This is a genomic window from Arthrobacter oryzae, from assembly GCF_037911235.1.
Lineage (GTDB): Bacteria > Actinomycetota > Actinomycetes > Actinomycetales > Micrococcaceae > Arthrobacter > Arthrobacter oryzae_E.
This window is the reverse complement of sequence record NZ_JBBLYW010000021.1, coordinates 1-26,061: the sequence shown is the minus strand read 5'-3', so window position 1 is coordinate 26,061 and position 26,061 is coordinate 1. Positions and strand designations below refer to the sequence as shown.

The 26,061-nt window shown below is 66.4% G+C and carries 23 protein-coding genes and 1 pseudogene; 15 read left to right on the top strand and 9 right to left on the bottom strand.

Annotated elements, in window-relative coordinates; genetic code table 11:
* Positions 1-85 precede the first annotated feature (85 nt).
* A complete protein-coding gene (locus WMN78_RS06435; protein ID WP_340532731.1) occupies positions 86-1,321 on the top strand; it encodes a mechanosensitive ion channel family protein in 1,236 nt (411 codons plus the stop codon).
* Between the two features lie 87 nt (positions 1,322-1,408).
* Complete coding sequence (locus WMN78_RS06430) at positions 1,409-3,253, top strand: alpha-glucosidase (RefSeq protein WP_340532730.1); 1,845 nt, start codon at positions 1,409-1,411, stop codon at positions 3,251-3,253.
* 343 nt (positions 3,254-3,596) lie between these two features.
* On the opposite strand, the gene WMN78_RS06425 is transcribed toward WMN78_RS06430, so the two are convergent.
* The 6 genes from WMN78_RS06425 to WMN78_RS06400 form a co-directional block, all read right to left on the bottom strand.
* The gene (locus WMN78_RS06425; protein ID WP_340532729.1) at positions 3,597-4,391 is read right to left on the bottom strand and encodes an alpha/beta fold hydrolase; all 795 of its coding nucleotides are present in this window, start codon (positions 4,389-4,391) and stop codon (positions 3,597-3,599) included.
* Between the two features lie 98 nt (positions 4,392-4,489).
* On the bottom strand, positions 4,490-5,383 hold the full coding sequence (locus WMN78_RS06420; RefSeq protein WP_340532728.1) for a glycosidase: 894 nt from the start codon (positions 5,381-5,383) through the stop codon (positions 4,490-4,492).
* Between the two features lie 191 nt (positions 5,384-5,574).
* Positions 5,575-5,961, bottom strand: a complete 387-nt coding sequence (locus WMN78_RS06415; protein WP_340532727.1) for a hypothetical protein — start codon at positions 5,959-5,961, stop codon at positions 5,575-5,577.
* Positions 5,962-6,026: 65 nt separating this feature from the next.
* Positions 6,027-6,851, bottom strand: a complete 825-nt coding sequence (locus WMN78_RS06410; protein WP_340532726.1) for an alpha/beta hydrolase — start codon at positions 6,849-6,851, stop codon at positions 6,027-6,029.
* Between the two features lie 12 nt (positions 6,852-6,863).
* Positions 6,864-9,161 (bottom strand): FdhF/YdeP family oxidoreductase, encoded by a 2,298-nt coding sequence (locus tag WMN78_RS06405; RefSeq protein WP_340532725.1) that lies wholly within the window; start codon positions 9,159-9,161, stop codon positions 6,864-6,866.
* 104 nt (positions 9,162-9,265) lie between these two features.
* Positions 9,266-10,402, bottom strand: coding sequence for an adenosine deaminase (locus tag WMN78_RS06400; protein WP_340532724.1), 1,137 nt, complete (start codon positions 10,400-10,402; stop codon positions 9,266-9,268).
* 48 nt (positions 10,403-10,450) lie between these two features.
* Between WMN78_RS06400 and WMN78_RS06395 the strand changes: the two genes are divergently transcribed.
* Both WMN78_RS06395 and WMN78_RS06390 read left to right on the top strand, forming a co-directional pair.
* Entirely contained in the window at positions 10,451-13,096 is a 2,646-nt protein-coding gene (locus WMN78_RS06395; protein ID WP_340532723.1) for an excinuclease ABC subunit UvrA, read from the top strand.
* A gap of 243 nt (positions 13,097-13,339) precedes the next feature.
* A complete protein-coding gene (locus tag WMN78_RS06390) occupies positions 13,340-14,026 on the top strand; it encodes a transglycosylase family protein (RefSeq protein WP_340532721.1) in 687 nt (228 codons plus the stop codon).
* Between the two features lie 92 nt (positions 14,027-14,118).
* Here WMN78_RS06390 and WMN78_RS06385 read toward each other — a convergent pair whose 3' ends face one another.
* Positions 14,119-14,712, bottom strand: a complete 594-nt coding sequence (locus WMN78_RS06385) for a hypothetical protein (RefSeq protein WP_340532720.1) — start codon at positions 14,710-14,712, stop codon at positions 14,119-14,121.
* A 218-nt stretch (positions 14,713-14,930) separates the two neighbouring features.
* Here WMN78_RS06385 and WMN78_RS06380 point away from each other — a divergent pair, with 218 nt between their 5' ends.
* The 4 genes from WMN78_RS06380 to WMN78_RS06365 all read left to right on the top strand — a co-directional run bounded on the left by WMN78_RS06380 (position 14,931) and on the right by WMN78_RS06365 (position 18,050).
* Entirely contained in the window at positions 14,931-15,836 is a 906-nt protein-coding gene (locus WMN78_RS06380) for an MSMEG_6728 family protein (RefSeq protein WP_340532719.1), read from the top strand.
* Between the two features lie 57 nt (positions 15,837-15,893).
* Positions 15,894-16,835, top strand: coding sequence for an NAD-dependent epimerase/dehydratase family protein (locus tag WMN78_RS06375; protein ID WP_340532718.1), 942 nt, complete (start codon positions 15,894-15,896; stop codon positions 16,833-16,835).
* A 61-nt stretch (positions 16,836-16,896) separates the two neighbouring features.
* On the top strand, positions 16,897-17,304 hold the full coding sequence (locus WMN78_RS06370; protein ID WP_340532717.1) for a DUF1622 domain-containing protein: 408 nt from the start codon (positions 16,897-16,899) through the stop codon (positions 17,302-17,304).
* Between the two features lie 14 nt (positions 17,305-17,318).
* Complete coding sequence (locus WMN78_RS06365; protein ID WP_340532716.1) at positions 17,319-18,050, top strand: DUF2071 domain-containing protein; 732 nt, start codon at positions 17,319-17,321, stop codon at positions 18,048-18,050.
* Positions 18,051-18,147: 97 nt separating this feature from the next.
* On the opposite strand, the gene WMN78_RS06360 is transcribed toward WMN78_RS06365, so the two are convergent.
* Positions 18,148-19,116 (bottom strand): bile acid:sodium symporter family protein, encoded by a 969-nt coding sequence (locus tag WMN78_RS06360; protein WP_340532715.1) that lies wholly within the window; start codon positions 19,114-19,116, stop codon positions 18,148-18,150.
* 203 nt (positions 19,117-19,319) lie between these two features.
* Between WMN78_RS06360 and WMN78_RS06355 the strand changes: the two genes are divergently transcribed.
* From WMN78_RS06355 to WMN78_RS06325, 7 genes are all read left to right on the top strand, one after another.
* Positions 19,320-20,024 carry a GntR family transcriptional regulator gene (locus WMN78_RS06355; RefSeq protein ID WP_340532714.1) on the top strand — a complete coding sequence of 235 codons (705 nt, stop codon included), beginning with the start codon at positions 19,320-19,322 and terminating at the stop codon, positions 20,022-20,024.
* Positions 20,021-21,469: an amidase gene (locus WMN78_RS06350; RefSeq protein WP_340532712.1), complete on the top strand. Its 1,449-nt coding sequence runs from the start codon at positions 20,021-20,023 to the stop codon at positions 21,467-21,469. The genes WMN78_RS06355 and WMN78_RS06350 overlap by 4 nt, the downstream gene beginning before the upstream one ends.
* A gap of 225 nt (positions 21,470-21,694) precedes the next feature.
* A complete protein-coding gene (locus WMN78_RS06345) occupies positions 21,695-22,495 on the top strand; it encodes a transporter substrate-binding domain-containing protein (protein ID WP_340532711.1) in 801 nt (266 codons plus the stop codon).
* A gap of 8 nt (positions 22,496-22,503) precedes the next feature.
* Complete coding sequence (locus WMN78_RS06340; RefSeq protein WP_340532710.1) at positions 22,504-23,205, top strand: amino acid ABC transporter permease; 702 nt, start codon at positions 22,504-22,506, stop codon at positions 23,203-23,205.
* Complete coding sequence (locus WMN78_RS06335; protein ID WP_340532709.1) at positions 23,202-23,951, top strand: amino acid ABC transporter ATP-binding protein; 750 nt, start codon at positions 23,202-23,204, stop codon at positions 23,949-23,951. Before WMN78_RS06340 ends, WMN78_RS06335 begins: the two co-directional genes overlap by 4 nt.
* Positions 23,951-24,754, top strand: a complete 804-nt coding sequence (locus WMN78_RS06330) for a fumarylacetoacetate hydrolase family protein (protein WP_340532708.1) — start codon at positions 23,951-23,953, stop codon at positions 24,752-24,754. Before WMN78_RS06335 ends, WMN78_RS06330 begins: the two co-directional genes overlap by 1 nt.
* A gap of 35 nt (positions 24,755-24,789) precedes the next feature.
* Positions 24,790-25,758 (top strand): DUF4862 family protein, encoded by a 969-nt coding sequence (locus WMN78_RS06325; protein WP_340532707.1) that lies wholly within the window; start codon positions 24,790-24,792, stop codon positions 25,756-25,758.
* A gap of 48 nt (positions 25,759-25,806) precedes the next feature.
* On the opposite strand, the pseudogene WMN78_RS06320 reads toward WMN78_RS06325, so the two are convergent.
* A pseudogene (locus tag WMN78_RS06320) lies at positions 25,807-26,061 on the bottom strand (IS110 family transposase); the annotation flags it as partial.

Here is a 26,061-nt window from a genome sequence, read left to right as displayed (position 1 = left end):
AATCCAATCGATGTCCAAATGTTATCGGCGCGCCCGTACCGCCCGTGATTTCAGCCCTTCACCGAAGCTTGATAGAGCTTAACCAATGCAAGAATTCCTCACCCCGGCAATGCCCTTCCTAGCCATGGCGATCGCAGTAGCGGCAGGACTGATCCTCTCCTGGCTGATCCGTAAGACAGTCCTCCGGCTCAACCGCCGCCGGCCCGAGCTCCACGCCACGTCGCGAGTGGCGCGGCTCCCGTTGCGGCTTGCCCTCTGCCTGATCGGCGTCCGCGTCGCGCTGGCCCTGACCACGGACGACGGCGGGTGGCGGTCCGCCGTGGACCATCTCCTGCTGATTGCCCTCATGGGCTCGCTTGCCTGGCTGGCCGTGGCGGTGCTGCTGATCGTGGAAACCCTGGTCCTCAGCCGCTATAACGTGGACGTGGCAGACAACCGCCGTGCCCGGCGCCTGCGGACCCAGATGATCCTTGCCAGGCGGATCGCTGTGGCCCTTGTCGTGGTGCTGGCAGTGGGCAGCGTCATGCTGACCTTCCCCGCCATCCAGGCGCTTGGCGCCGGGCTGCTGGCCTCCGCCGGCGTGATCTCCATCGTGGCCGGCCTCGCCGCCCAGACGTCCCTGGTGAACGTTTTTGCCGGCATGCAACTGGCCTTCACCGACGCCATCCGCGTGGACGACGTTGTGGTGGTCCAGAAAGAATGGGGCCGGATCGAGGAAATCACCCTGACCTACGTGGTGGTCCATATCTGGGACGACCGCCGGCTCATCCTGCCCTCCACCTACTTCACCACCACCCCGTTCGAGAACTGGACCCGCCGCCAGTCCGAGGTGATGGGCACCGTGGAGTTCGACCTCGACTGGCGAGCGCCCATCGAGGACATGCGCGCCGAACTGCGGACCGTTCTCGACGGCACGGAACTCTGGGATGAGCGCGTGGGAATCCTGCAGATCACGGATGCCACCAACGGCTACGTCCGGGTGCGGATCCTGGTGAGCGCAGCGGACAGCGCCGCCCTCTTCGACCTGCGCTGCCTCATTCGGGAGGCCATGGTCACCTTCCTGCAGCAAGGCCACCCGGAGTCGCTCCCGCACGTGCGCTGGGAACCCGTGCAGCCGGCACCCGCCCGGGAAAAGTCCCGGCAGCCCGCCGTGGAGTCCCGCCAGCCGGAGCAGCCAGTGCACGCCCGTCAGCCGCCCGGCCCGCAGGACTCCCAGCTCTTCACCGGCTCCATCGAAGCCATCGAACGGTCCCGCGCCTTCACCGGTCCCGGCGAGGAAGTCTTCGAGGACCGGGACAAGACGCTCTCCGCACGGAACTAGCAGCCCTTTCCTGCCCGGCGGATCTGAACAATAATCAAACCGAGCCCCATCATCAGACCAGCCGCAAGCAACTGAGGAGACCAGGCCATGACCACCCACGCGGACCCCGCAACGGAACCCCCTGTCAGCGCCGCAGAGGACAACGACGACGAGGTGACCACGGACCCCGGGTGGTTCCACAAAGCGGTGGTCTACCAGATATACCCGCGCAGCTTCGCGGACTCCGACGGCGACGGCATCGGCGACCTTCCCGGCATCATCAGCAAGCTGGACTACCTGCAGAAGCTGGGGGTCGACGTCGTCTGGCTCTCCCCCATCTACACCTCACCGCAGGACGACAACGGCTACGACATCAGCGACTACCGCGATGTGGACCCCCTCTTCGGCACCCTGGCCGACCTGAAGGAACTAACCGACGGGCTGCACGCGCGGGGCATGAAACTCGTGATGGACCTGGTGGTCAACCACACATCGGACGAGCACCCGTGGTTCGTGGAATCGCGTTCGTCCAAGGACAACCCCAAGCGCGACTGGTACTGGTGGCGGCCGCCCCGGCAGAGTCCCGTAGGCGGCGCCGGCGCGGAGCCCAACAACTGGGGCTCCGCGTTTTCCGGCCCGGCCTGGGAGTTCGACCAGGCCACCGGCGAGTACTACCTCCACCTGTTCTCCCGGAAGCAGCCGGACCTGAACTGGGAAAACCCGGAGGTCCGCGCCGCCGTTTACGACATGATGAACTGGTGGCTGGACCGCGGCGTGGACGGCTTCCGGATGGACGTCATCAACTTCATCTCCAAGGACACCGCGCTTCCGGACGGGCCGCGGGCGGACGGCATGCTGTTCGGCGACGGCAGCCGGCACTTCATGTCCGGACCGCGGATCCATGAGTTCCTGCACGAAATGCACCTGGAGGTCTTCGCCGGCCGGGACAAGCCGCTGCTGACAGTAGGCGAGATGCCGGGCGTCACGGTGGAGGACGCCGTCCTGTTCACCGATCCCACCCGGCGCGAGGTGGACATGGTGTTCCAGTTCGAGCACGTGGCGCTGGACCAGGAGGACGGCAACAAGTGGCGGCCCCGGAAGCTGCGGCTCACGGACCTGAAGCAGTCCCTGGGCCGCTGGCAGGAAGCCCTGGCCGGGCGCGGCTGGAACAGCCTCTACTGGGGCAACCACGACCAGGCCCGTGCCGTGTCGCGCTTTGGCGACGACGGGCAGTACCGGGAGCTTTCCGCCAAGATGCTGGCCGGCATCCTGCACCTGCACCGGGGCACCCCGTACGTGTACCAGGGCGAGGAACTGGGCATGACCAACATGAGCTTCGGGGCCATCAGCGACTACCGCGACATCGAGGTGCTCAACCACCACCGCGAGGCCACCACCCACCTCGGCCACACCGACGCCGACGTCCTGGCTGCCCTGGCTCCGTTGAACCGGGACAACGCCCGCACCCCGGTGCAGTGGGACGCCAGCAGGCATGGAGGGTTCACCACTGGCGCCCCGTGGATTGCGGTGAACCCGAACACCAGCCATATCAACGCCGCGGAGCAGGAGGACAATCCGGACTCGGTGTTCAGCTTCTACCGGCAGGTCATCGCCCTGCGGCACGCCGAGCCCGTGGTGGCGGAAGGCGACTTCACCATGCTGCTGCCCGACGACGAGCATGTGTATGCATTCCGGCGGTCGCTGCCGGGATCAGGAGCGGCACCCGGCGTCCAGCTGTTGGTGCTGGGCAACTTCTCCGGGGAAGACCGGACCGTGGAGCTCGACGGCGGCGACTGGGGTGATGCCGAAGCCGGCGCGGATGAGCCGGAACTGGGCCACTACCCGGCTGAACTGATCCTGGGAAATTATCCGGGCGACGGCGCCGCGACGCACGCTGCCATATCGCTGCGCCCCTGGGAATTGAAGGTCTTCCGCCGGCAACACAACAGCTGAGCCCTACCCAAACACCAGCTAAGCAAGGAGAGCACCATGACCATTCCACCGCTGCCAGAGCCGGATCCGTTCCCGCCGGAACCGGGACCCACCGGCCCGCCGGACCCGGACAACCCGTTCCCGCCCAACAGGCCGGACCCCACAGAGCCGCACCCGCCGCACCCTGGGCCGGAACCGTCACCGGCTCCCGGACCCCTGCCGATTCCGGACCCGGGGCCCGTGCCACCGGTGCCGCCCGCCCCGAATCCGGACCCCACACGGTTCTGAAGGTTTCGGGCTCTCAGGGAGTTTCCGGCTTTTAGGGAGTTTCCGGCTTTTAGGGAGTTTCGGCCCTCCAAAGGGTTCAGTCGCCGATGCTGTGCAGGAACCGCCGGACTTCGGCGTTGAACGCGTGGGGTGTTTCGGCGGCTGCCAGATGCCCGACGTCGGGAATCACTGTCAGCTGTGCACCGGGAATCTGGCGGTGCATGTCCCGGGCAACCGCCAACGGCGAACGCACGTCGCGCTCGCCGTAGAGCAGCAGCGTGGGCACGCTGATGGTGGGCAGCACGTCGCGGTAATCAGCGCGGCCGCTGGCGCTTAGCAGCGCCCTCATACCGGCGGGGTGGAAATCAGCCATGATGGCACTGAATTCGTCGACGACGGCGGGATCGGCCCGCTCCGTGAAGAGCGTTGGCATCCACACCGGGATGAACTGCTCCGGCGGCTGGTCGAGTTCCGCGAGGATCTGGGCGTAGCGGCGGTCCACTTCCTCTGGCGGGAGCGAGCCTGCCCAGCCGGCGTAGGCAGAAGCCAGCACCAGGGATGCCACCATATGCGGATGGCCCCGGTAGAGCTCCAGGGCCACGCCTGAGCCCCAGGACAGCCCCAGGACATGCGGCTTCCGCGGCGCTACATCGCGAAGGAAACCTGCGAGGGCATCGCCCAGCTGCCGGCCGGTGAAGTCGGGCGGAGGATCGTCCGACAGTCCGCATCCCGGGGCATCCCAGGCGATAACGGTGAACTCGCGGGAAAGTCCCTCGAGCTGCTGCCGCCAGACGCGGCTGTCCTCATACGCGCCATGAAGAAGCACCAGCGGAGGGCCCTGGCCCGCACGCTGATAGCCGATTCGCAGTCCTGAAACCTCAACGGTGTGCATGCCGCACCGCTCCTTTGGAGCTGACCCTGATGGCTCTGATTCTAGGCCGATCAGGGTCAGCTGCCTACAGGAACGAAGGCCTGCGCCGGTAAAGACCCCTAGACGAGCGTGATGTCCCGGGTCCGGTGATCGTAGTTGAAGGTGATCCGGCCGCCGGGGTGGTGGAGTTCGTGGTTTGCACCGTCAAACGCGCCGAACGCGCCATAGTTCTCGTCCCAGGTGCGGTTGAGCGCGATCTTGAAGCTGTAGTGCCCGGCCGGAAGGTCGGTGGTGAGCTTCCACAGCTGGTCTACCGCATCCAGCTTCATCTGCGATTCGTCATACTGCGGGGCCCAGTTCGCCGGGGCGCCGAGCAGGACGTTGAAGTCGCCGGCAATGGCAACAGCCTCCGGCTGGTCGATCGACTCCACGCTGGGAACCTGCGCCGGTGACTCCTCGCCGGAGTCAGCCGGCTGGGCGGCGGCCTTGCGCGAGCGCACGGCCTTGGCCACCGGTGCCACTGCGTCTTCAATCAGCTCGGCGGCTTTTTCAACCACCTTGGCAGCCTTGGACGGCGCCTTTTTCTTCGGTGCAGCCTTGGGTGCCTTTGCGGCTGCAGCCTTCGGAGCTGCGGCGGTGGCCGGGAGCGAAGTGGGTACCGGGACGTCGGAGGGCACCGGAGTGCCTTCGGCGAGTGCGGTGGCAAATGAGTCGGCATCCGGGAATGCCACGGTGGCACGGAGGCCGTCTTCGGTAATGGTCCAGCCACTGCGTCCCTTAACGAGCCAACCGGCCTTGACGAGCTTGCTGGTTGCGGTGGTCAGCGCCTTGTGTCCCCGGGGGATGCCTCCGCTGAGCAGTTCACTTTCCTTCTCATTCAGCGGGACGCGAACCGTGGCCTGGGCCAGGACGGCGCCTGCGCCGAGGGTCTCACCTGACAGAACGCTTTCCGCGAGAATGTCGAGCACTGACTTGAGTCGAACCGTGGTGGTGTCTGCAATAGCCGTGGGCATGTTTGTCCTTTCGAGCATGTGATCACTCAGCATTTTGCCAGTGAACTGTAACCAGAGGCGACTATGCGGGTTAACAACGTGTGTCGTGACCCACTATGACGCGGAATGCGCCGCAAGTGATCATAGGGTCTCAGCTTAGTGGCTGAAACATCGGGACTTTGGGCCCGTTGACAAGGCGCCCGGGCTTTGAGTCATTCAGGCGGCGTCCGAGCGAATCCCGCGTGGAGGTCGTGGATAAGGACGCTCCCGCCCAGCAGTTGCGTCTTTGCCTCGAGCTGTTGCACCAGCCCGTCATTGACCGCCCCGAAGATTTCTATGGTCCGAAGGTTGACGAGCGGTGCAATCGGAGGGAAGCGCGGTCCGGCCACCTTCATGTGAAACTCCAGCGACGGCAGGTCCTCGTGGACGTGGAGGACGCTCATGCGAGTGCCGTCGCCCGAAAAGTAGACGTTGTAGGCGATGATCCGCGGTTCATTAGCTTCGACAAAGTGGGCAAGCTCAGCCATGGCGACCTTCAGTTCGGCCAACTTTCCGGGCCGAACGTCGGACGTATCAAGATAGACAACGAAATTGCTCATGCTGCCCTCCCGGGGTTTCGGGTCCTGCTGCGGGTCCTGGTTCGGGTTCGGGGCAGGCACCGGGGTCAGGAGGCGCCGTCGTCCTGGACGGCGTATTTGATCACGGATTCTGCATAGTCCTGCGGGTGCGTCAGGTGCGGGATGTGACCCGCCCCTGCGCAGGTGAGACGCTGTGCATGCGGCAAGGCACCGTGGATGTGGTCGAGGACGTGAGCGAACATCGGCGGGCTCTGGTCACCCTGGGTCAGGAGGACAGGGCCGGTGTAGGCCTGCAACTTCCCGAGATCGAGGGTAAGGCTTTCCGGGTCGCCGAGCTCGTCCAGGAAAGTGGGCGCATTGCGAACGAACGTCTCCCGCTGCTCCTCCGGACTGCGTTCCCAGCTTCCGGGACCCAGTGCGATCGAGTCAACGAAAAGTTCAGCACCTTCCGCGTTCCGTCCCTCCCTTAGCGCTGCTGCCACGGCGCCCACGCGCGTAGTGAAGCCTTGGAGAACCTCGGCATAGGCGGGGTCGCCAGCCAGCAGGCCCAGTCCCGGCGGTTCGTGGGCGACAACCGCCGCCACCACGTCCGGGTGGGCGGCGGCCAGCCGCAGCGCAATCAGCGACCCGAATGAGTTGCCCACCACCACAGCCGGGTCAAGGCCAAGCAGGCTGATGAGCCCGAAGAGATCTTCGACGTCCTCCCCGACCAAGCCTTGGCGGTCCGGCCGCGAACTGCTGCTATGGCCCCTCCTGTCATAGCTGACCACCCGGAAATGGCTGGCCAGCATCGGGACAATTTGGTCCCATTCGTGGTGGTCCACCCAGGATCCGTGCACCAGCACCAGACCGGGGCCGCGGCCGGTCTCCTCGTAGAACAGGTCGACTTCGCCAACCGTGATGACGGCCATGACTGCCTCCGTTCAGGCCAGGCTCGGCTCCAGGCGCACGATGACGGCCTTGGAGACGGGCGTGTGGCTGCCCTCCGCTACGCTCTCCAGGGGCACCAGGACGTTCGCTTCCGGGTAATAGGCCGCCGCGCATTCCCGCGCCGTGGGGTAGGAAATCACACGGAACTTCCGGATCACCCGTTCGGTGCCGTCTCCGTAGACCCCGTGGATGTCCACGTATTGCCCGTCTGCCAGGCCCAGCTCGGAGATGTCTTCGGGGCTGACGAAAACAACGTCCCTACCCTTCTTGACCCCGCGGTACCGGTCGTTGTGCCCGTAAATGGTGGTGTTGAACTGGTCGTGGGACCGCATGGTCTGCAGGATCAGCGTGCCGGCCGGCCGCTCCACGTGCTCCAACTCGTTGACGGTCAGCACGGCCTTCCCCGTGGGGGTGTGGAAGGTGCGGGAATCCCGCGGACCGTTGGGCAGCACGAACCCGCCCCATTCCCGGATCCTCCGGTTGTAGTCCTCGCAGCCGGCCACCACGCGCGAGATGTGGTCCCGGATGAGGTCGTAATTCCGTTCGAAACCGGCCCAGTCAGCATCGATCCTGCTGTCCACGGTAGCCCGGGCCAGCCGGCTGACAATCGCCACCTCGGACAACAGCCCGGGCGCCACGGGCTTCACCTTTCCCTCGGAGGCGTGCACGGCGCACACTGTGTCCTCCACGGACACGAACTGCGGCCCGGTTTCCTGCATGTCGATTTCCGTCCGTCCCAGCGTGGGCAGGATCAGGGCTTCCCCGCCCGTGACCGCATGTGAGCGGTTCAGCTTGGTGGAAATCTGCACCGTCATTTCGGTGTTCGCCACTGCCGCCTCGGCCGCGTGGGTGTCCGAGATGGCCGCCACGAAGTTTCCGCCCATTGCGACGAAAACCTTGATCCCGCCGTCGCGCATTTTGCGGATGGCTTCCACGGCGTCAGCACCGGGTTCCCGGGGCGGCTCGAAGCTGAATTCCTTGGCGAGGGCATCCAGGAAGGCCGGCGGCATCTGCTCCCAGATGCCCATGGTGCGGTCGCCCTGGACATTGCTGTGACCGCGGATCGGGGACGCTCCAGCGCCGGGTTTGCCGATGTTTCCACGCAGCAGCAGGAGGTTGATGATCTCCTTGATGGTGGGCACGGCCTTCTTGTGCTGCGTGATGCCCATGGCCCAGGTGATGATCACCTTTCCGGCCCGCAGGTACCGCTCGGCGAGTTCGTCGATTTCCATGCTGCTCAGGCCTGTGGCGCGGAGCACGGTGGATTCCTGTAGCGATGCAAGGTGCGCCTTGAGCTCGTCCAGGCCCTCGCAGTGCTCCCGGAGGAACTCGTGGTCCAGCACCTTCCCGGGGCGCTTCGACTCGGCGTCGAGCACCCGCTTGGACAGGGCCTGCATCAGCGCCATGTCCCCGCCCAGCCGGATCTGCAGGTACTGGTCCGCCAGCTCCGTGCCGCGTCCCACGATTCCGTTGATTTTCTGCGGGTTCTTGTAGCGCATGAGCCCGGCTTCGGGCAGCGGGTTGATGGCCACGATCTCGCAGCCGGCTTCCTTGGCCTCCTCGAGGGCAGTCAGCATGCGGGGATGGTTGCTGCCGGGGTTCTGCCCCATGATGATGATCAGGTCCGCCTTGGCGAAGTCATCGTAGGAGACGGTGGCCTTGCCCACGCCGATGGTCTGGCCCATGGCCCAGCCGGAGGACTCATGGCACATGTTGGAGCAGTCCGGCAGGTTGTTGGTCCCGTAGGCCCGCACGAACAACTGGTACAGGAAGGCGGCCTCGTTCGAGGTCCGGCCGCTGGTGTAGAACGCGGCCTCGTCCGGGCTATCCAGGCCTTGGAGCTTGCTGCCGATGATGGAAAATGCCTCGTCCCAGCTGACCGGCCGGTAGTGGTCCTCCCCCGCCGGTTTGTACACCGGCTCCGTGAGGCGGCCCTGCATCCCGAGCCAGTATTCGGACCTCCCCCGCAGTTCCGTGACCGGGTTCGCGGCCCAGAACTCGGAAGGCACCACCACCGGAGTTGCCTCCCATGTGACCGCTTTGGCGCCCTGTTCACAGAATTCGAAGGTCTTCCGGTGCCCGGGGTCCGGCCAGGCGCAGCTCATGCAGTCGAAGCCGTCCTTCTGGTTCAGCCCCAGCAGGGTTTTGCCGGCACGTCCCACGCCCATGTGCTTCAGGGCCGGCTGCATGGAGTGGTAGACGCCGGGGATGCCCGCGGCCCAGTCCTTCGGCTTCCCGACTTCAAGGTTGTTTTCGTCGGCTTCTTCCACGTGCGGATTCTTGCGCGCCATGCTGCACTCTCCCTGACTCCGTACTTACTCATCAGTGCTGCTGTGAACTTCAGGATTAGCAGTTATGGCAGGACCCCGCAAGCATTCGTCAGGGGCGCTAGGGCTCAGGAGTAGCCGAGCTCCGCAAGCAGCTCGGTCTTGCGCTCTTCGTCCGCGAACGAGGACCGGATGGAGTTGGAAGCCAGCCGGACCCTGTCGAACTCGGACAGCCCCAGGACGGTCTGCAGCTGCACGAAGTTGTCATCCACGTACCCGCCAAAATACGCGGGATCGTCCGAGTTCACGCTCACGTTCAGGCCCGCCGCGAGCATGGCCGGCAACGGATGGTCAGCCAGGGTGTCCACCGCACGCAACCGCACGTTGGACAACGGGCACACGGTCAGCGGCACCCGCTCCGCGACGAGGTGTTCCACCAGGTCGGGGTCCTCCATGCAGCGGATGCCGTGGTCGATCCGCTCCACATCCAGCAGTTCCAGCGCGTCGATAATGTACGACGGCGGGCCCTCCTCGCCGGCGTGCGCTATCCGGTGCAGTCCGGCCTCCTTCGCCCGGGCGAACAGCCGCTCGAACTTGGCCGGCGGGTTGCCCACCTCGGCCGAGTCCAGGCCGATGCCTGCAATGGGCGCGTTGATGGCCAGCAGCCGCTCCAGGACTTCGAGGGCCGATTCCTCGGACAGGTCGCGCAGGAACGCGGCAATGAGCAGGGTGGACACCCCGAACTCCTCCAGGGAGTTTGCCAGCACGGAGGCAACCCCGTTCACGCAGGTTTCCAGCGGAACGCCGCGGGATACGTGGGCCTGCGGGTCCATCATGATTTCGGCGTGCCGCACTCCCGCGGCCGCCGCACGTTCAAGGTAGGCGCGGGTCATGTCCGCGAAGTCCTGCTCCGTCTGGAGCACGGCCATGTTGGCGTAGTACAGGTCCAGGAACGACTGCAGGTCCGTAAATTCGTAGCGGGCACGCAGCTCGTCCAGGTCCGCGTACGGCAGCGCAATGCCGTTGCGCTCAGCGAGGGCGAAAATCAGCTCCGGTTCCAGGGTTCCCTCGATGTGGAGGTGCAGCTCCGCCACCGGCAGCAGCTTGACGGGCGGCTCGGCCGCTTCCTCTGCGGACACTGCTTCGGCGGACAGAGCCTGTTCGGACACAGCCTCTTGGGACACAGCCTCTTCGGCGTCGGGTACAGGAGCATCGCTGAGTGCTGACGCGCCGCCGGGTCCGGGCGCGTCGTTGTAGGTTTCCATCCGGTAAGGATATGCCCGAGGTGCCCCAGCACCGATAGAGTCGAATCAATGCAACATAACAAGCAGGCTTCCGATGCGCCCTTCCTGACTCCGGACCACCACACCGATGGATTTGTCCGGGTGCGCGGAGCCCGGGAAAACAACCTGCGCACCGTGGACGTGGACGTTCCGCGGGATGCCATCGTCGCGTTCACCGGTGTTTCCGGTTCCGGCAAGTCATCGCTCGCCTTCGGCACCATCTACGCCGAGGCCCAGCGCCGCTACTTCGAGTCAGTGGCGCCGTACGCGCGGCGCCTCATCCAGCAGGGCCACAATCCCAAGGTGGAGATGATTACGGGACTGCCTCCCGCCGTCGCGCTTCAACAACGGAGAGGCACCCCGAGCAGCCGCTCCACCGTGGGCACAGTGACCACGCTGTCCAACTCGCTGCGCATGCTGTTCTCCCGCGCCGGCACCTATCCGGACGGCATGGCCCAGCTGGATTCGGACGCCTTCTCGCCCAACACCGCTGCCGGCGCCTGCCCCGTCTGCCACGGCCTGGGCATTGCCCATACGGTCAGCGAAACCTCCCTGGTCCCGGACACCTCGCTCAGCATCGCCGACGGTGCCATCGCGGCGTGGCCCGGCGCGTGGCAGGGCAAGAACCTCCGCGACATCCTCAGCCACCTCGGCTACGACGTGAACACCCCGTGGCGGAAGCTCCCCAAGAAGCACCGCGACTGGATCCTCTTCACCGAGGAACAGCCTGTGGTGGAGGTGACGCCGAAGCGGGACCGGGTGGCCAAACCGTACAAGGGCCGTTTCTGGAGCGCCAAGAGCTACGTGCTCCACACCCTGGCCGACACCAAGAGCGACACCATGCGCCAGCGCGTCCTCCGGTTCATGGAAACGGGTCCCTGCGAGCGCTGCGAAGGAAGCGGCCTCACGCCCGAGGCCCTGACGGTGACGTTTGCCGGCCGGACCATCGCCGAGCTCAACGCCGTGCCCATGGCCGAACTGGCAGAGATCATCCGGCCCACCAGCAAGCTCAAGGACGCGGGGACGGCCAGCCGGGCTGCAGCCTCTGGTGAAACCAACGAAGTGGCGGTGGCCATCACCCGCGACCTGCTGCTGCGGATCACCGTGCTGCTGGAGCTGGGCCTGGGCTACCTCGCCCTGGGCCGGGCCACGCCCACGCTCTCCCCCGGCGAAATGCAGCGGCTGCGGATCGCCACCCAGCTGCGCTCAGGCCTGTTCGGCGTGGTGTACGTGCTGGATGAGCCGTCCGCCGGGCTCCACCCCGCCGACGCCGAACCGCTGCAGTCCGTGCTCGAAGCGCTCAAGTCCTCCGGAAATTCCGTGTTCGTGGTGGAGCACAACATGGACGTGGTCCGCCGTGCGGACTGGCTCGTCGACGTCGGCCCGCGCGCCGGCGAAGGCGGCGGCGAGATCCTGTACAGCGGGCCCGTGGCCGGGCTCGCCGACGTGGAGTCGTCCGTCACGCGGCCGTTCCTGTTCCCGGACGGGGCCGGTAAAACCCGGAACGCCGCCGGAACGAACGACGGCGGTGCCTCCGCAGCGCGTGCCTCTGCGGCCGGCGCCCGCCGTGAGGCTGCCGGCTGGCTGGGGTTGCGCGACATCACCCGCCACAACCTGCGCGAACTCGATGCCGACTTCCCGCTCGGCGTGCTGACGGCGGTCACGGGAGTGTCCGGCTCCGGCAAGTCCACCCTGGTCAGCCAAGTCCTCGCCGAGGTGGTGGGAGCTCGGCTGCGCCCGGAAGCCGACGGCGCGGCAGGCTCCGCAGCGAAGGCGACGGGTAAGGCCACGGAGGATCTGGAGTCCGGGGACGACGGGTCCGGGGAGCCGTTGAACATTTCTGAAACCGTGGGGCCGGTCTCCGGGCTGGAACAGATCGACCGGCTGGTGCGGGTGGACCAGAAGCCGATCGGCCGCACGCCGCGGTCCAACCTGGCCACCTACACCGGGCTCTTCGACGCAGTGCGCAAGGAGTTCGCCGCCACGGAGCAGGCACGGGCCCGTGGCTTCGGCGCAGGAAGGTTCTCCTTCAACGTGGCCGGCGGCCGCTGCGAGACGTGCCTGGGCGAAGGGTTCGTTGCCGTGGAGCTCCTGTTTCTCCCTGGCAGCTACGGTCCCTGCCCCGAGTGCCAGGGTTCGCGTTACAACCCGGAGACCCTTGAGGTCACCTACAACGGCAGGAACGTGGCCGAGGTGCTGGCCATGACCGTGGACGCCGCCAGGGAGTTCCTCGCCGATGTTCCGGCCGCTGCCCGCAGCCTGCAGACCCTGCGCGACGTCGGCCTGGGCTACCTCCGCCTCGGCCAGCCCGCCACCGAGCTGTCCGGCGGGGAGGCGCAGCGCATCAAACTGGCCACCGAACTGCAGCGGGCCAGCCGCGGCCACACCCTGTACCTGCTGGACGAGCCCACCACGGGCCTGCACCCCGCGGATGTGCAACTGCTCATGGCCCAGCTGCACGGGCTGGTGGACGCCGGCAACACGGTCATTGTGGTGGAGCACGAGATGGATGTGGTGGCCGCAGCGGACTGGGTGATCGATCTCGGCCCGGCCGGTGGCGACGCCGGCGGTGAGATCGTGGCGTCCGGGACGCCGGCCGCCGTCGCGCGTTCCCCGAAGAGCCGGACGGCGCCGTACCTGGCGACGGCGCTGGGCCCGTCAGCGGACGGCCACTAAACCGGCCCGGAACCCGGCCACGCCGCGCGGAGAATCTATTTCGATTTGATAACGGGCCGGCACTGTTTTACCGTGGAAGGCAATCCCGCCACGCGGGACAACGAATGCCCGGTGCTGCCACCACCAGTTACTGCCCGGCCGGCAGACACCGTACATGACCTCTAGTTCGTCAGGGGCGGGCAGTGGCGCGACAACGTCCGGGGACGGACCGAGCGCAGGTGGCCCTCAGGAGCATCCACTTCCATGAACACTTCCACTCGCATGAACACCCGCACGAGCAAATCCAAGCTGGGAACCGCTGCACGCCGCGGAGTCACTTTGGCCGCCGTGTCAGCGGCAGGCCTCGCACTCTCCGCCACCGCAGCCAACGCGGCGGTGCCCACCGCCACCAGCACCAGCACCTGGGACGCACTCGCCCAGTGTGAAAGCGGCGGCAACTGGAGCATCAACACCGGCAACGGTTTCAGCGGCGGGCTGCAGTTCACCCCCAGCACCTGGGCAGCCTTCGGCGGCACCGGATCGGCTGCGGACGCCACCCGCGAGCAGCAGATCGCCGTGGCCGAGAACGTCCAGGCCAGCCAGGGCTGGGGCGCCTGGCCTGCCTGCGCCGCAAAACTGGGCCTGAGCGGCGGCGGCGGAGCACCTGCCCCGAGCGTTCCAGTCACTCCGGCGGCGCCCACTGAAGTCGCCGTGCAGGCCGCGCAGGCTCCCGTCCAGGCCGTTGCGCCGGTTCAGGCTGAACCCCGCCACGCCGCGCAGGTTCCGTTGAGCGGCGAAACCTACACCGTTGAGGCCGGCGACACCCTGAGCACCATCGCGGAGAAGCTGGGCGTCACCGGCGGCTGGCAGACCCTTGCCGACGCCAACACGGACACCATCGTGGATCCTGACCTGGTGTTTGCAGGACAGGTCCTGCAGCTGCCTGCCTAAGGTTTAGGCAACGACGCTTTAACTACGACGCCGGAGCGTCCCCTTGGCGGGGAGCTCCGGCGTCGTTGTTTCTTAAGTCAGTTCAGATGGTTTCAGTTCAGGCTGGCGTGCGTGTAGGTGGCCTGCGGCAGTTCGCGGACGATCCGTACTTTCCAGGCGGAGTCGTCGCTGGTGTCCAGGACGGCCACGGTGCCGATGTGCAGGTGCAGGGCAACGCGCTTGGCGGCCAGGAGCTCCAGGTAGAGGTGCTCGTTCATGCGGGCCGGCGAATCGATGACGAACTTCACGGCGTCGCGCACCTTGCGGTAGTTGGCGCTGCGTTCGCGATGCAGGTGCAGCTCCAGCGAGTGGCGCTGGCGGACCTTCGGTTCGTGCTTGTTCAGCCAGGAGACGCCTGCATGCACGCCGACCACAACAGTGAGGGACACGGCGTAAATCCACCATCCGGTGGACAGCAGGAAGAGTGGCAGGTTGGCGATGGCCACCACTGCGATGAACAGGCGGAGGGCAACGATGCGCCGAAGGGTGAGAGCGACAGAGCCAAGGGCGGCGCGGAAGCCGTTCTGCTCCTTGCGGGCCGCTTCCGGATCAAGGGTGAACTCATCAAGCACCAGGACGCCATTGGCTTCCGGGCTCAGCATTTGTCCGAACTTCGGAGTGAACGGAACTGCTTGGGTAAGTGTCATGTCGTATCTTCCGGAGGGTGGCTGAGGCGGGATTTGCTTGCGGTCATCTTAGTCAAATTGTGACCGTGTTGTCTCCAGCGTCTCACCATACGGTCCAGTAGACTACGCCGCACTTTTCTCGAGCCGCTGACAGCTTACCCGATCAACGGCCGGGCGGGGGTGGTGCGGCGGACGCACCGGCATTTGGTCTGGGACCCCGCCGCCTCCACACTTGAAGGATGCAGACTTTCCTTCCCTATCCAGATTTCCAGCAGAGCGCCGCGGTCCTGGACCGCGTCCGGCTCGGCAAGCAGCGTGTCGAGGCGCTGCAGACCCTGCGTGCGCTGGTGATCCCGGAGTACGGCTGGCAGTCGCACCCGGCCATCCGCATGTGGATGGGCCATGTCCCCGCCCTTACCATGTACGGCCTGGCCATGGTTGATGAATGGATCGCGCGCGGCGGCGAGGACACCACCCGTGCCAAAATTCTGGAGTTCGCACCCCAGGCGGATCACGCAGCCTACGCGGCCAAGATCCCCATGCCGCCGTGGCTGGGCGAGCCGGACCTCCACCTCAGCCACCGCTCCCGGCTGCTGCAGAAGGAGCCCCGGTTCTACAGCGAGCTCTTCCCGGGAACGCCGGCGGACCTGGAGTATGTCTGGCCTGAACCCCGGCACGAGTTCCTCCCCGAAGACCCGGCCGGAGACCGGCTGTGGATCCTGCGTGCCCAGGTGGGCGACACCAGCCCTGAGAAGCTGGACGTCGTCAGCCTTCCGGAAGTGGGCCGCGCTGCGAAGGCCGCTGCCCAGGCCGACGACTACGAGTTCGTTTACGCGGACGACACCGCCCGCCGCCCGGCCAAGAACCCCAAGAAGCGTCCTCCCAAGCAGCTTGTGAAAAAGCCCACCCGGAAGCGCCAGCAACAGGAAGAGGCCTTCCGCACGCTCCCCGGCAATACGGCAATCGCAGTCCCCTTCGACGGCGGTGCCACGTTTGCGGTGGGCAAGGTGCAGGGGCGGCCCATCACGGTGGACGGCCGCTTCGCGCGGAACTTCCAGGTTACCGAAGTGGTGGAACGCTCCTCGTTCGACTACCCGGCCCTGCTGCAGGACCCGCGCCTGTTCTTCCCGGTTCCGGCGCCCTAGGCGTAGTTGCCGGGGCCCTGGCCGAGCCATGGGCGCCGTTCTGGCAGACTGGCCCGTATGACTGTTCTTATGGCCGGCTGCGGCGATCTGGGTACTGAAGCCGGGCTGCGGTTCGCGGCCGCCGGCCACCGTGTGGTGGGCTGGCGGCGGTCCCCGGACAAGCTTCCGGCCGCCATCGAAGGAGTCCGAGCGGACCTGACCACCCCGCCGCTGCCGCCCATCCCGGAGGGCACCACCGCCGTCGTCGTCGCCATTGCGGCCGGCGCCCCCACTGAAGAGGGCTACCGGTCCGCGTACGTGGACGGACTGTCGAACGTTCTGGATGCGCTGGAGCGCGACCGGAAGCACGACGACGGGGCGCTGCCCACAGTGGCGCTGCCCTCGCTGGTCCGGCGCGTGTTGTTCGTCTCCTCCACAGCCGTTTACGGCGACGCCGGCGGGGGCTGGGTGGATGAAGGCACGACGCCGGAACCCGGCGGATTTTCCGGCCGCATCATCCGCGAGGCGGAGGACCTGCTGCAGAAGCGGCTGCTCGCCACCGGGATCACTCCCGTTATTCTTCGCCTGGGCGGCATATACGGGCCCGGGCGGACCCGGCTGATCGACCAGGTCCGGTCCGGTTTGGCCGTGTCGCCGGCAGAACCGCGCTACACCAACCGCATCCACCGGGACGACGCAGCAGCGGCGATCGTGCACCTCTGCACCATGGCCGCCGAGCCCGGCCCCGTGTACCTCGGCGTGGACAACGATCCTGCAGAGCTCGGCGAGGTCCAGCGCTTCCTGGCCGACGAGCTGGGACTGCCGCTGCCGGCGTCGGACGGTGCTGCTGGTGGTGGTGGCAGCGGGACAGGCGGTTCCGCTGGCGGTGAGCCCTCCCGCGGAGGCAACAAACGGTGCAGCAATGCACTGCTTCGCAGCACGGGGTTCGAGTTAGCGTACCCAACCTTCCGCGAAGGGTACCGCGCTATTTTGGCCGGCGAAGGCGTCCGGCACCCGTGATGCAGTCTGGCCTTTCCGTGTCCGCAGCTCTTTCCGTGTCCGCAGCGCAGTAGGGGGAACAGTGGATTTTCAGCACATTATCGAGTCGGTCGGCAGGTTCATGGACTTTGCCGGCGTGGCCGTCATGGTGATCGGCGCCGTCGTCTCCATCCCCATGGCACTGCGTGGATTCCAGCCGAAACGCCTGCCGGAGGGCTCAGAGCCGCTCTCGGTCTACCGCTCCTACCGGCAACTGCTGGGCCGTTCGATCCTGCTGGGGCTCGAACTGCTGGTGGCGGCGGACATCATCCGGACGGTGGCCGTCACGCCCACCTTCGAGAGCGTGGGCGTGCTGGCGATCATCGTGCTCATCCGGACCTTCCTGAGCTTCTCGCTGGAACTGGAAATCACCGGGCGCTGGCCCTGGCAAAAACAGCCCGCGGGCGCAGCAGCCTCCGCCGGCTCCTCGAGTTCATCCACTGAAAGCTGAATCCCTTGTCCGCTATGGAATTCCCTGACCCGTGGCCCGATCCGCCGGAGCTGCCCTCCCCCGTGATCATGGATCAGCGGTGGACCGATGCAGTGTTCCTGCACTGGCGCATTCCCGAAGCGGAGGCGGCAGCGTTCATGCCCGCCGGGGTGGCGCCGGACGTTTTCGACGGCTCTGCGTGGGTCGGGCTGATCGGGTTCCGCATGCAGAAAGCAGGTATTGGCCGCGGCCCGGCGGCGCCGTACTTCGGGGACTTCAACGAAGTCAACGTCCGGCTGTATTCGCGGGAACCGGACGGGACCAGGGGCGTGGTTTTCCTCAGCCTGGACGCTGACCGGCTCGCGGTGGTGCTGGCCGCACGCGCGGCCGGGATCCCGTATGTGTGGTCTCGCGCCCGCTTCCGGCCAGCGCATCCGGGCAGCCCGTCCACCGGCTATTCGGTGCGCCGGTTCCGGCGCGGGGCGACGAGCGACTTCGCTGTTGTTCCGGCCTTCGACGACGTCGCGGCCGATCCGCTGTCCATCCACCTCACAGCCAGGTTCGGCCTGCACTCCCGCTTTCGCGGCCGCACGCTCTACATCCCGAATACGCATTCCCCGTGGCCGCTCTACCGGGCTGAGCTGACGGTGCTTGAGGACGGGCTGATCGGCGCAGCCGGCCTGCACGTGGCGGGCCCGCCGGATTCGGTGCTGTTCTCCCCCGGCGTCCGGACGCAGTTCGGCCGGCCGCGGGTGCTCAGGGCGTAAGCGGTCCGGCGGCTCGGCGGGGACGGCAGGGCCGCAAGTGTCCGTTCGCGCTTTGCTTCAGGGCCGCAAGTGTCCGTTCGCGCTTTGGCTGGCCGGCTCAGGAAACCTCCGCCGGTTTGCGGACGGCCGAAGTGCCCGGATCGGCCCCATGACGGCGGGCTACCCTCCGGGCGATAGCGGCGCACACCACCAGTTGCATGGCGTGATACATGATCACCGGCAGGATCACTACACCGGCCAGCGGCCCGTGAAACAGGATGGCTGACAACGGCAGGCCGGTCGCGAGGCTCTTCTCGGAACCGCAGAACATGATGGCAGTGGCGTCCGCCCGCGAGAAGCGCATCGCCCGGGCCGCCAGGGACGTCGCCGTCAACGCCACAGCCAGCATGAACGCGCAGAGCCCTGCGGTCACGGCCAGCTGCGCGGGCGGCAGTTTTTGCCACAGCCCGTTGGCCACCGCAGCACCGAAAGCAGCGTAGACCACGAGCAGGACGGCTCCGCGGTCCACGATCTTCAAGGGCAGGGCTCGCCTGGCGGCCCAGCCGCCCAGCCTCCGGTTGAGCAGCTGTCCCAGCACGAACGGAAGGACGATCTGGAGCACGATCTTCACGGCCGAGGCGGGGTTCATTCCGCTGTAGGAACCCAATGCCAGCGCCACAAGCAGCGGCGTCACCACTATCCCCAGCAGGTTGGAGATGGAGGCCGCACACACGGCCGCGGCGGTATTGCCGCGCCCGATGCCCGTGAATGCGATGGCCGTTTGCACGGCGGTCGGGAGCATGGTGAGGAACAGCAGGCCGGCCACCAGCTCATGGGTCAGGTACCAGGACGATCCCGCTGCCACCCCGAGGCCCATCAGCGGAAAGAAAACAAAGGAGGCGGCTGCAATGACCAGATGGAGTTGCCACGCTTTGAGTCCTTGAACCACCGCGGACGTGGACAGGCGCAGGCCGCTGATGAAGAACTGCACGGCCACCGCTACACCGCTGGCTGCGGCAAGGAGGGATCCCACGTCGCCGCGGGGCGGAAGCACCGCCGCCGAACCCAGCGTGAGCAGCAAAAGCACTATAAACGGATCCAGCCAGGCGAACCGACGGCTGACCGATCTCGCTCCATTTCCCGCGACTCCCATGAAACAGCACCTTCCGCATCGACAATGCGCTTAAGAATACTGTAGGCATTTTTACAGAATGCCTCCCGGTGTAAACGCTGTGTAAACTCCTGCCGCTCTAGGAGCGATTGATAATCTGTAGACAGTAGTCTGGGATCATGATCGTCCAGGAAAGCCTCGTTTCACTCGCAGCACATGAGATCCGCAAGCTGATCGTCAGCGGCGAACTCGCTCCGGGCGACAAACTGAATGAACCTCCCCTCGCCGAACGCCTGGGCATCTCACGGCCGCCGCTTCGTGAGGCGCTGCGCATGCTGGAGAGTGAGGGTTTGCTGGAGCAGACACCCCGCCGGGGCTACCGGGTGGTGGAAATGACCGAGGCGGACATCAACGAGATCTACTCACTCCGCCGGGCGCTCGAAATGTTCGCCCTGGACCTCCTGCTCGCCAGGAAAGACGCGTCCGCCTACTCGGCCCTGGACCCGATCATGACCACCATGCGGGCGGCCGCCAAGCGAGGCGACCAGGCCACGGTGGTGCAGGCAAACGTCGACTTCCACACCGCACTTGTGGAAGCTGCCGGCCACCGCCGCCTGACGGATGCCTACCGCTCACTGATGCTGCAGATGCAGCTGTGCATGGCTGCCAACGTGATCAGCGAAGCCCGCACCAAGGGTGACCTCAGCAAGGGCTGCGACCGGCATGCCGCCCTGCTCGAGTGCCTGCGGTCCGGGGACGCCGAGCGAATTCGCCGCGAATTCGAAGAACACGGCGAACGGGACTACCTCGAGCGCCAGGGCAACTCGGCGGAGCCGGCCGCGGGCCAGGAATCCGGCGTTTCCGTCGAAGGCATCGCGGGATGACGGCATCAGTGCTGGGTGAGCTCAACGGGAGCGTGCTGGACGCCACGGCCATCGCGGAAGCTGTCCGCGCCGGTTCCCTGGCCGCGGTCAATGTCCTGGCCGCCGCCCGCACACTTGCCCAGTCCCCCGCCGGACGGGCCATGAACGCTTTCATTACCGAAGACTGGGACCGTGCCGCCCGGGCAGCTGCCGCCGTCGACCGCCGCCGCCAAGCCGGCGAAGACCTGGGGCCGCTGGCGGGCGTACCGTTCAGCGTCAAGGACGTGATCGCCGTTGCGGGCCTTCCGATAACGGGTGCCAGCAAGGCGTTTGCGGACACCGTGGCGACGACGACGGCGCCGGCCGTCCAGCGCCTGCTGGCCGCGGACGCGGTCCTGATCGGCAAGACCAACTGCCCTGAGTTCGCCTTCGGCGTCACCTGCGACAGCCCGCTCCTGGGCAGGACCGGCAACCCGCGGTTTCCCGCGAACACGCCGGGCGGCTCCAGTGGAGGCGAGGCCGCGTCGCTGGCCGCCGGCATTTCTGCACTGGGCGTCGGCACCGATTTCGGCGGCTCCCTCCGCTGGCCTGCCCAGTGTGTCGGAATCACCGCGCTTCGTCCCGGTGTGGGCTCGGTTCCCGGGGATGGCCAGGTTCCTGGCGTCGGCGGCAATTTTGGTGCGGACGGAACCGTACCCGCCGCCAGCCCCGGCATTCAGGGCTCCTTACAGACCATCGGCCCCATGGCCAGATCAGTGCGCGACCTGCGGACGGCGTTCCTCCTCATGTCCGGGGCTGAGGCTCGCGTCGTCGCGGAGCGCCAGGAATCTTCCGAGCGCCCGGAGCCATCCGAGGGTTCCGGACGCGCGTTCCGGATCGCCTGGAGCGACGGGGCTGCCCTTGGTCCCGTCCGGGCGGAGGTCACGGCGCTGATGGAGCGCCTGGCCGCTGCACTGGCGGCGGAAGGCCACACGGTCCGGCGCCAACCGGATCTGTTCGCGGACTGCCTGGCACCCTATAACCGGCTGCGGGCGGTGGATCCCATGGCGGACCATGCCGCGGCCGTCAGGGGACGCGAAGACGGCGTAACCGCCGCCAACCTCCAGACCATCCAGTCGTCGCTCGCCGCCACGGCCGCCGACGTGGAGATTGCCTGGCAGGCGGCCAATGCGGCGCGCTCCGCGGCCTTGACACAGATCGCGGCAGTGGACATCGCCCTGCTCCCGGTGGCGGGAGGCCCCGCGGGCGATACCGACGGCCGCCTCGACATCGACGGCCACTCGGCCGAAGGCTGGGAAATCATGGGGCACTGCCGTGCCGTCACGCTGACCGGGTGCCCGGCCGTGTCGCTGCCGGTTGGATTGTCCGCCGAAGGCCTGCCGTTGTCCGTCCAAATAGTGGCCGGGCCGGGCGCTGAGCTGACCGCGCTGGACTTCGCCGCCATGCTGGAGAAGCTGGATATCTGAGCTCCCCGCCCCTCCTTTTGGGGCCTCCGCAGCGTTGCTGATGATCCTGTCGACCAGGCTCCAGTGCTAGGCTCCAGAGGTCCCAAACTGTAGAATTGTCTACAGAATTCACAATTAACATTTCGGAAACGAAGCAAGCGATTCCCGGACACACGGAACCCATAGCGTCTTAGCTGTCAGGCAATCATCTCTGGCACCTGGATCACTGAAAGTGGGAAGCAACGCATGTTTTCACGCACTAGCAAAGCCGCCGTCGTAGCCACTCTGGCCGCTCTGGCCCTCGCTGCAAGCGGCTGCTCAGCCAGTAGCACCGCCTCCGCAGGCACGGCAGCGAAAGAAAAGTTCACCATCGCCACCAGCGGTACGTTCCGTCCCATCACCTTCTCCGAAGGGGGCAAGCTCACCGGTTTCGATATCGAGGTGGGCACCATGATCGCCGACAAGCTCGGCATGGAAGCGGAATTCGTTGAAGGCCAGCTGTCCGGACTTCTCCCGGGGCTGAACAGCGGAAAGTTCGACGCCGTAATGTCCGGCCTCACCATGACCGAACCGCGCAAGCAGTCCATCACCTTCTCCGCACCGTATCTCGCCGACGGCGCAGTGGCAGTGGTGTCCAAGAACAACAGCTCGGTCCAGGACGTCAGCAAGCTGGACGGCTTCAAAGTGGGGGCCATCGGCGGCTCCGGCACCGAATCGGACGTCAAGGGCATCGGCGGATTCACCGAGCTCAAGGCTTATCCCGGCGCCCCTGAAGGCTTCGCCGACGTCGCCGCCGGACGCATCGACGTCTTTGCCACCGGCCGTATCGCCGCGGAGAACTTCATGAAAAACTCCCCGCTCGCGGCGGACCTGAAGATCGTGGGTGAGGTGTACGGAACCAAGCCCGCCGGCGTCGGACTTCCCAAGAGCGATACCGAAATGAAGCCCAAGGTGGACAAGATCATCGCCGAACTGAAGGCTGACGGAACCCTGGAAAAACTGAACCAGAAGTGGTTCGGCTTCACGGTCGAAATCCCGGCGGGGTAACTGTCGCCATGAACATCCCTGAGCCCGGCTCTGTAGCAGCCGAATATTTCCCGATCTTCCTGAACGGCGCCCTGACAACACTGGGCATCGTGGCCGCGGCCATCGTCTGCGCCACCGTCCTGGGATACGTGATCGCCACACTGCGGCTCTCGCGGATCCGCGCACTGCGGATTTTCGCAGCGGCGTACGTCTGGTTCTTCCGGGGCCTTCCGCTGATGCTTTCGCTGTTTTTCTTCTACTACACGAAGCCGTTCGGACTGACCCTGGACGCCTTCACGGCGGGCCTGATCGCAATGAGCCTGAACTCGGCGTCGTTCTTCTCGGAAATCATCAGGGCCGGGCTCAAGTCCGTCAACACCGGACACCTGGAGGCGGCCGACTCGGTGGGCATGAACCCGCTGCAGAAGTTCCTCCGCGTCACCGGCCCCGAGGGCATCCGCCTGATGACTCCGCCGTACATCAACAACTGCATCATCATGCTCAAGGAGTCGGCCCAGATTTCCGTGATCACCGTCCCGGACCTCATGCTCCAGGGCCAGAAAGCCTACAACTCCACGTACAACGTCATGGAGACCCTGGGCGTCGTTGCCGCGATGTACCTAGCCATGACCAGCCTCCTGATGGTCCTGCAGGTAATCATCGAAAAGAAGACCGGCCGGAAGATGGGCACCACCAAATCACTCCGCGAGCCCGTAGGGAGCATGGCATGATCAGCATCACCGGATTGACCAAGAGCTACGGCTCCCGCGAAGTGCTCAAGGATGTGGACCTGCGCATCCTGCCGGGCGAGGTGGTGGCCATCATCGGGCCCAGCGGGGCCGGCAAGAGCACGCTCCTGCGCTGCATCAACATGCTGGAAGTCCCGGACGCCGGGCGGATCCACGTGGACGGCCGGCAGGTGTTCTACACGCCGAACGCGCGCGGGAAGCTGGGCATCCTGGACCAGTTCCGGCTGACGTGGCTGCGGCGGGAGATCTCCATGGTCTTCCAGCAGTTCAACCTGTGGCCGCACCGGACCGTCCTGGAGAACCTGCTGGAGGGTCCGGTCATCTCCAAGCGCGAGAAGCGGGCGGTAGCCGAAACCCGGGCGCTGGAGAAGCTGCGCTCCGTGGGCCTTGAGGAAAAAGCGGACGCCTACCCGGCGGACCTCTCCGGCGGACAGCAGCAGCGGGTGGCAATCTGCCGCGCGCTCATGATGGAACCCAAGGCAATCCTGTTTGACGAACCCACGTCCGCTTTGGACCCGGAGCTGGTCAACGAGGTCCTGGACATCATGGCGAAGCTGGCGAAAACCGGCATGACCATGGTGATCGTGACCCATGAGATGAAATTCGCCCGCGAAGTGGCAGACCGGGTGTTCTTCATGGAACACGGCGGCATCGTGGCGGAGGGACCCCCGGACGAGGTGTTCCAGCACCCGAGGCTCCGCGTCTACGCATCCCACCTGAGCCACTAATGGCGCGTTATCCGCTCACTTTGGTTGCAGCCCAGGCGGCCCGGCCGCACCTCGTGTGCGATGCCCTCCCGGGAGTGCGCCTCCCCGGCCAGCTGATAGGCATTGGCGAGAACTACTGGCCGGATGTCCCCCGGCCCTCCCCGGACACTCCCGGGTCCGATGCTCACGGCGCCGATACTCCCGGGTCCGATACTCCCGGGTCCGCCGGAGGCACTGCCCCGAACCGGCGGGCCGCGGGTCGCATTCCGCTCGTCTTCGGCAAGTTTCCCGGGAGCCTGGCAGGCGACCGGCAGCCGATCGTACTGGACCCCGCGCTGACCGGAACGGTGGTCTGCGAAGGCGAACTCGCCGTCGTCGTCGGCCGGGTACTGAAGGACGCGCACAGCGCGGAAGAGGCACTGGAGGCAATCGCCGGCATCACCGTGGCGAACGACGTCTCAGCGCGGGACTTTCAAGCCGCCGACGTCCAGTCCACCCGTGGCAAGAGCTTGGACACCTTCTGCCCGCTGGGACCTGAGCTCGTGACGCTGGACGAGCTGCCGGACCTGCAGTCGCTGAGCATTCTCACCCGGGTCAACGGCGCCGTGGTCCAGGAATCGTCCACGGCCGGCATGGTGTTTTCCGTGGCTGAACTGCTGATGTTCTGTTCGCGGTTCATGACCCTGTACCCGGGCGACGTGATCCTGACCGGGACCCCGTTCGCGGCCGACGAATCGGTGTTGGAGCTGCAGCCGGGTGACACGGTTTCGGTGGAAATCGGGGGCGTCGGCACACTGGCCAATCCCGTGGTTGCGCGGGTGTGACAGTGTCGGCGGCCGTTGCTGCCTTGCCTGCTACCTTGCCGGGGCTGATCCTGAGTGCCTACGCGGCAGCACCTGCCCTCGATTCCTGGCACCGCGCGGACGAGGCCGCCTACCTGTCGGCCGCTGCCTCGCTCCCCCACGTCGCCGGCCTGGAGCTTCCGTTCTACGGGCGGGGCTTGAATCAGTACGACGGCGGCTGGTTCCTTGAGGCTGTCCGGCAGCTGCCGCCGCACCTGGCGTTCACCGTCACAACCATCCCGGACACGATGCACCGTTTGAGTCGAGAGCGGGCTTTTGGGATCGCTTCCCTGGACGAGGAGGGGCGGCGCGCGGGCCTGGCCGCGGTGTTCCGTGCCGCCGAAGCTGTCCGCAGCCTCAATGACACCCTGGGGCGGCGGGCCGTGACGTCGGTCCACCTGTTCAGTGCTCCCCGCCCGGCCCCCGGCGCGCCTGCCGGAATGTCTGCTGGAGCACTGGTCGCGTCGCTGGCGGAGCTGGCGGACTACGCCTGGGATGGCGCCCGGCCGGTGCTGGAGCACTGCGACGCCGGGACAGGCAGCGGACCATTGATCAAGGGATTCCTTCCCGTTGAAGCCGAGATAGACGCGATCCTGGCAGCGGATGCCGGCGTCGGTCTTGCTGTGAACTGGGCCCGCTCGGTGATTGAACAGCGCGACGTCTCCGCCCCGGTGCGCCACCTTAAACTCGCCGGCGACGCGGGCGTACTAGCCGGCGTCGTGCTGTCCGGATGCTCGCCAGTGGACACGCGGTTCGGCCGCGCCTGGGACGACACCCACCTGCCTCCCGCCCCGCTGGAGCCCGGTTCCCTGCTGACGGCGGACCGGATCAGGGAGTTTGCCGTTGCCGCCAGCGTTGAGACGCCTGGCAGCCCCCGCTGCCTGTACCGCGGCCTGAAGGTCTCGGCGCCACGCGGCGCGACCGTGGACCAGCGCATTGCCCTCGTTTCGGGATCCATCGCCGCGGTGCGCGAGGCCGGGTTCTGAGGCAAAGACCATTTCATGCCGGTAACGGCTTCGGCCCACGTGGAGTCGCTATTTTGTCGCTCCTATAGGTGTCAATGTTTCGTTGAGCCAGTTTTCGTAGCGTTGGTGCAAGACGTCGTCGCGGGTGAGTCCGCGTTCGAGCCGGGATAGCCTGGTGGGCCAGAGCTGGAGACTGTCTGCGGCGGACTGGAGCGTGATCTTCTTGGTTTTACGGAGAGCCCGAAGGGCGCCGGCGTCCGGGGCGGGCTGCGGGTGCAGGAGCTGCTCGTAGATTTCGCGGGCGATATAGCGTTTCAGGCAGCG

Bases quoted from the DNA above. Each gene is read 5' to 3' on its own strand.
- WMN78_RS06390 (WP_340532721.1), top strand. From the start codon at position 13,340: ATGAACACTTCCACTCGCATGAACACCCGCACGAGCAAATCCAAGCTG.
- WMN78_RS06400 (WP_340532724.1), bottom strand. From the start codon at position 10,402: ATGGAAACCTACAACGACGCGCCCGGACCCGGCGGCGCGTCAGCACTC.
- WMN78_RS06410 (WP_340532726.1), bottom strand. From the start codon at position 6,851: ATGGCCGTCATCACGGTTGGCGAAGTCGACCTGTTCTACGAGGAGACC.
- WMN78_RS06340 (WP_340532710.1), top strand. From the start codon at position 22,504: ATGAACATCCCTGAGCCCGGCTCTGTAGCAGCCGAATATTTCCCGATC.
- WMN78_RS06345 (WP_340532711.1), top strand. From the start codon at position 21,695: ATGTTTTCACGCACTAGCAAAGCCGCCGTCGTAGCCACTCTGGCCGCT.
- WMN78_RS06415 (WP_340532727.1), bottom strand. From the start codon at position 5,961: ATGAGCAATTTCGTTGTCTATCTTGATACGTCCGACGTTCGGCCCGGA.
- WMN78_RS06420 (WP_340532728.1), bottom strand. From the start codon at position 5,383: ATGCCCACGGCTATTGCAGACACCACCACGGTTCGACTCAAGTCAGTG.
- WMN78_RS06425 (WP_340532729.1), bottom strand. From the start codon at position 4,391: ATGCACACCGTTGAGGTTTCAGGACTGCGAATCGGCTATCAGCGTGCG.
- WMN78_RS06430 (WP_340532730.1), top strand. From the start codon at position 1,409: ATGACCACCCACGCGGACCCCGCAACGGAACCCCCTGTCAGCGCCGCA.
- WMN78_RS06330 (WP_340532708.1), top strand. From the start codon at position 23,951: ATGGCGCGTTATCCGCTCACTTTGGTTGCAGCCCAGGCGGCCCGGCCG.
- WMN78_RS06355 (WP_340532714.1), top strand. From the start codon at position 19,320: ATGATCGTCCAGGAAAGCCTCGTTTCACTCGCAGCACATGAGATCCGC.
- WMN78_RS06405 (WP_340532725.1), bottom strand. From the start codon at position 9,161: ATGGCGCGCAAGAATCCGCACGTGGAAGAAGCCGACGAAAACAACCTT.
- WMN78_RS06395 (WP_340532723.1), top strand. From the start codon at position 10,451: ATGCAACATAACAAGCAGGCTTCCGATGCGCCCTTCCTGACTCCGGAC.
- WMN78_RS06380 (WP_340532719.1), top strand. From the start codon at position 14,931: ATGCAGACTTTCCTTCCCTATCCAGATTTCCAGCAGAGCGCCGCGGTC.
- WMN78_RS06435 (WP_340532731.1), top strand. From the start codon at position 86: ATGCAAGAATTCCTCACCCCGGCAATGCCCTTCCTAGCCATGGCGATC.
- WMN78_RS06385 (WP_340532720.1), bottom strand. From the start codon at position 14,712: ATGACACTTACCCAAGCAGTTCCGTTCACTCCGAAGTTCGGACAAATG.
- WMN78_RS06335 (WP_340532709.1), top strand. From the start codon at position 23,202: ATGATCAGCATCACCGGATTGACCAAGAGCTACGGCTCCCGCGAAGTG.
- WMN78_RS06375 (WP_340532718.1), top strand. From the start codon at position 15,894: ATGACTGTTCTTATGGCCGGCTGCGGCGATCTGGGTACTGAAGCCGGG.
- WMN78_RS06365 (WP_340532716.1), top strand. From the start codon at position 17,319: ATGGAATTCCCTGACCCGTGGCCCGATCCGCCGGAGCTGCCCTCCCCC.
- WMN78_RS06350 (WP_340532712.1), top strand. From the start codon at position 20,021: ATGACGGCATCAGTGCTGGGTGAGCTCAACGGGAGCGTGCTGGACGCC.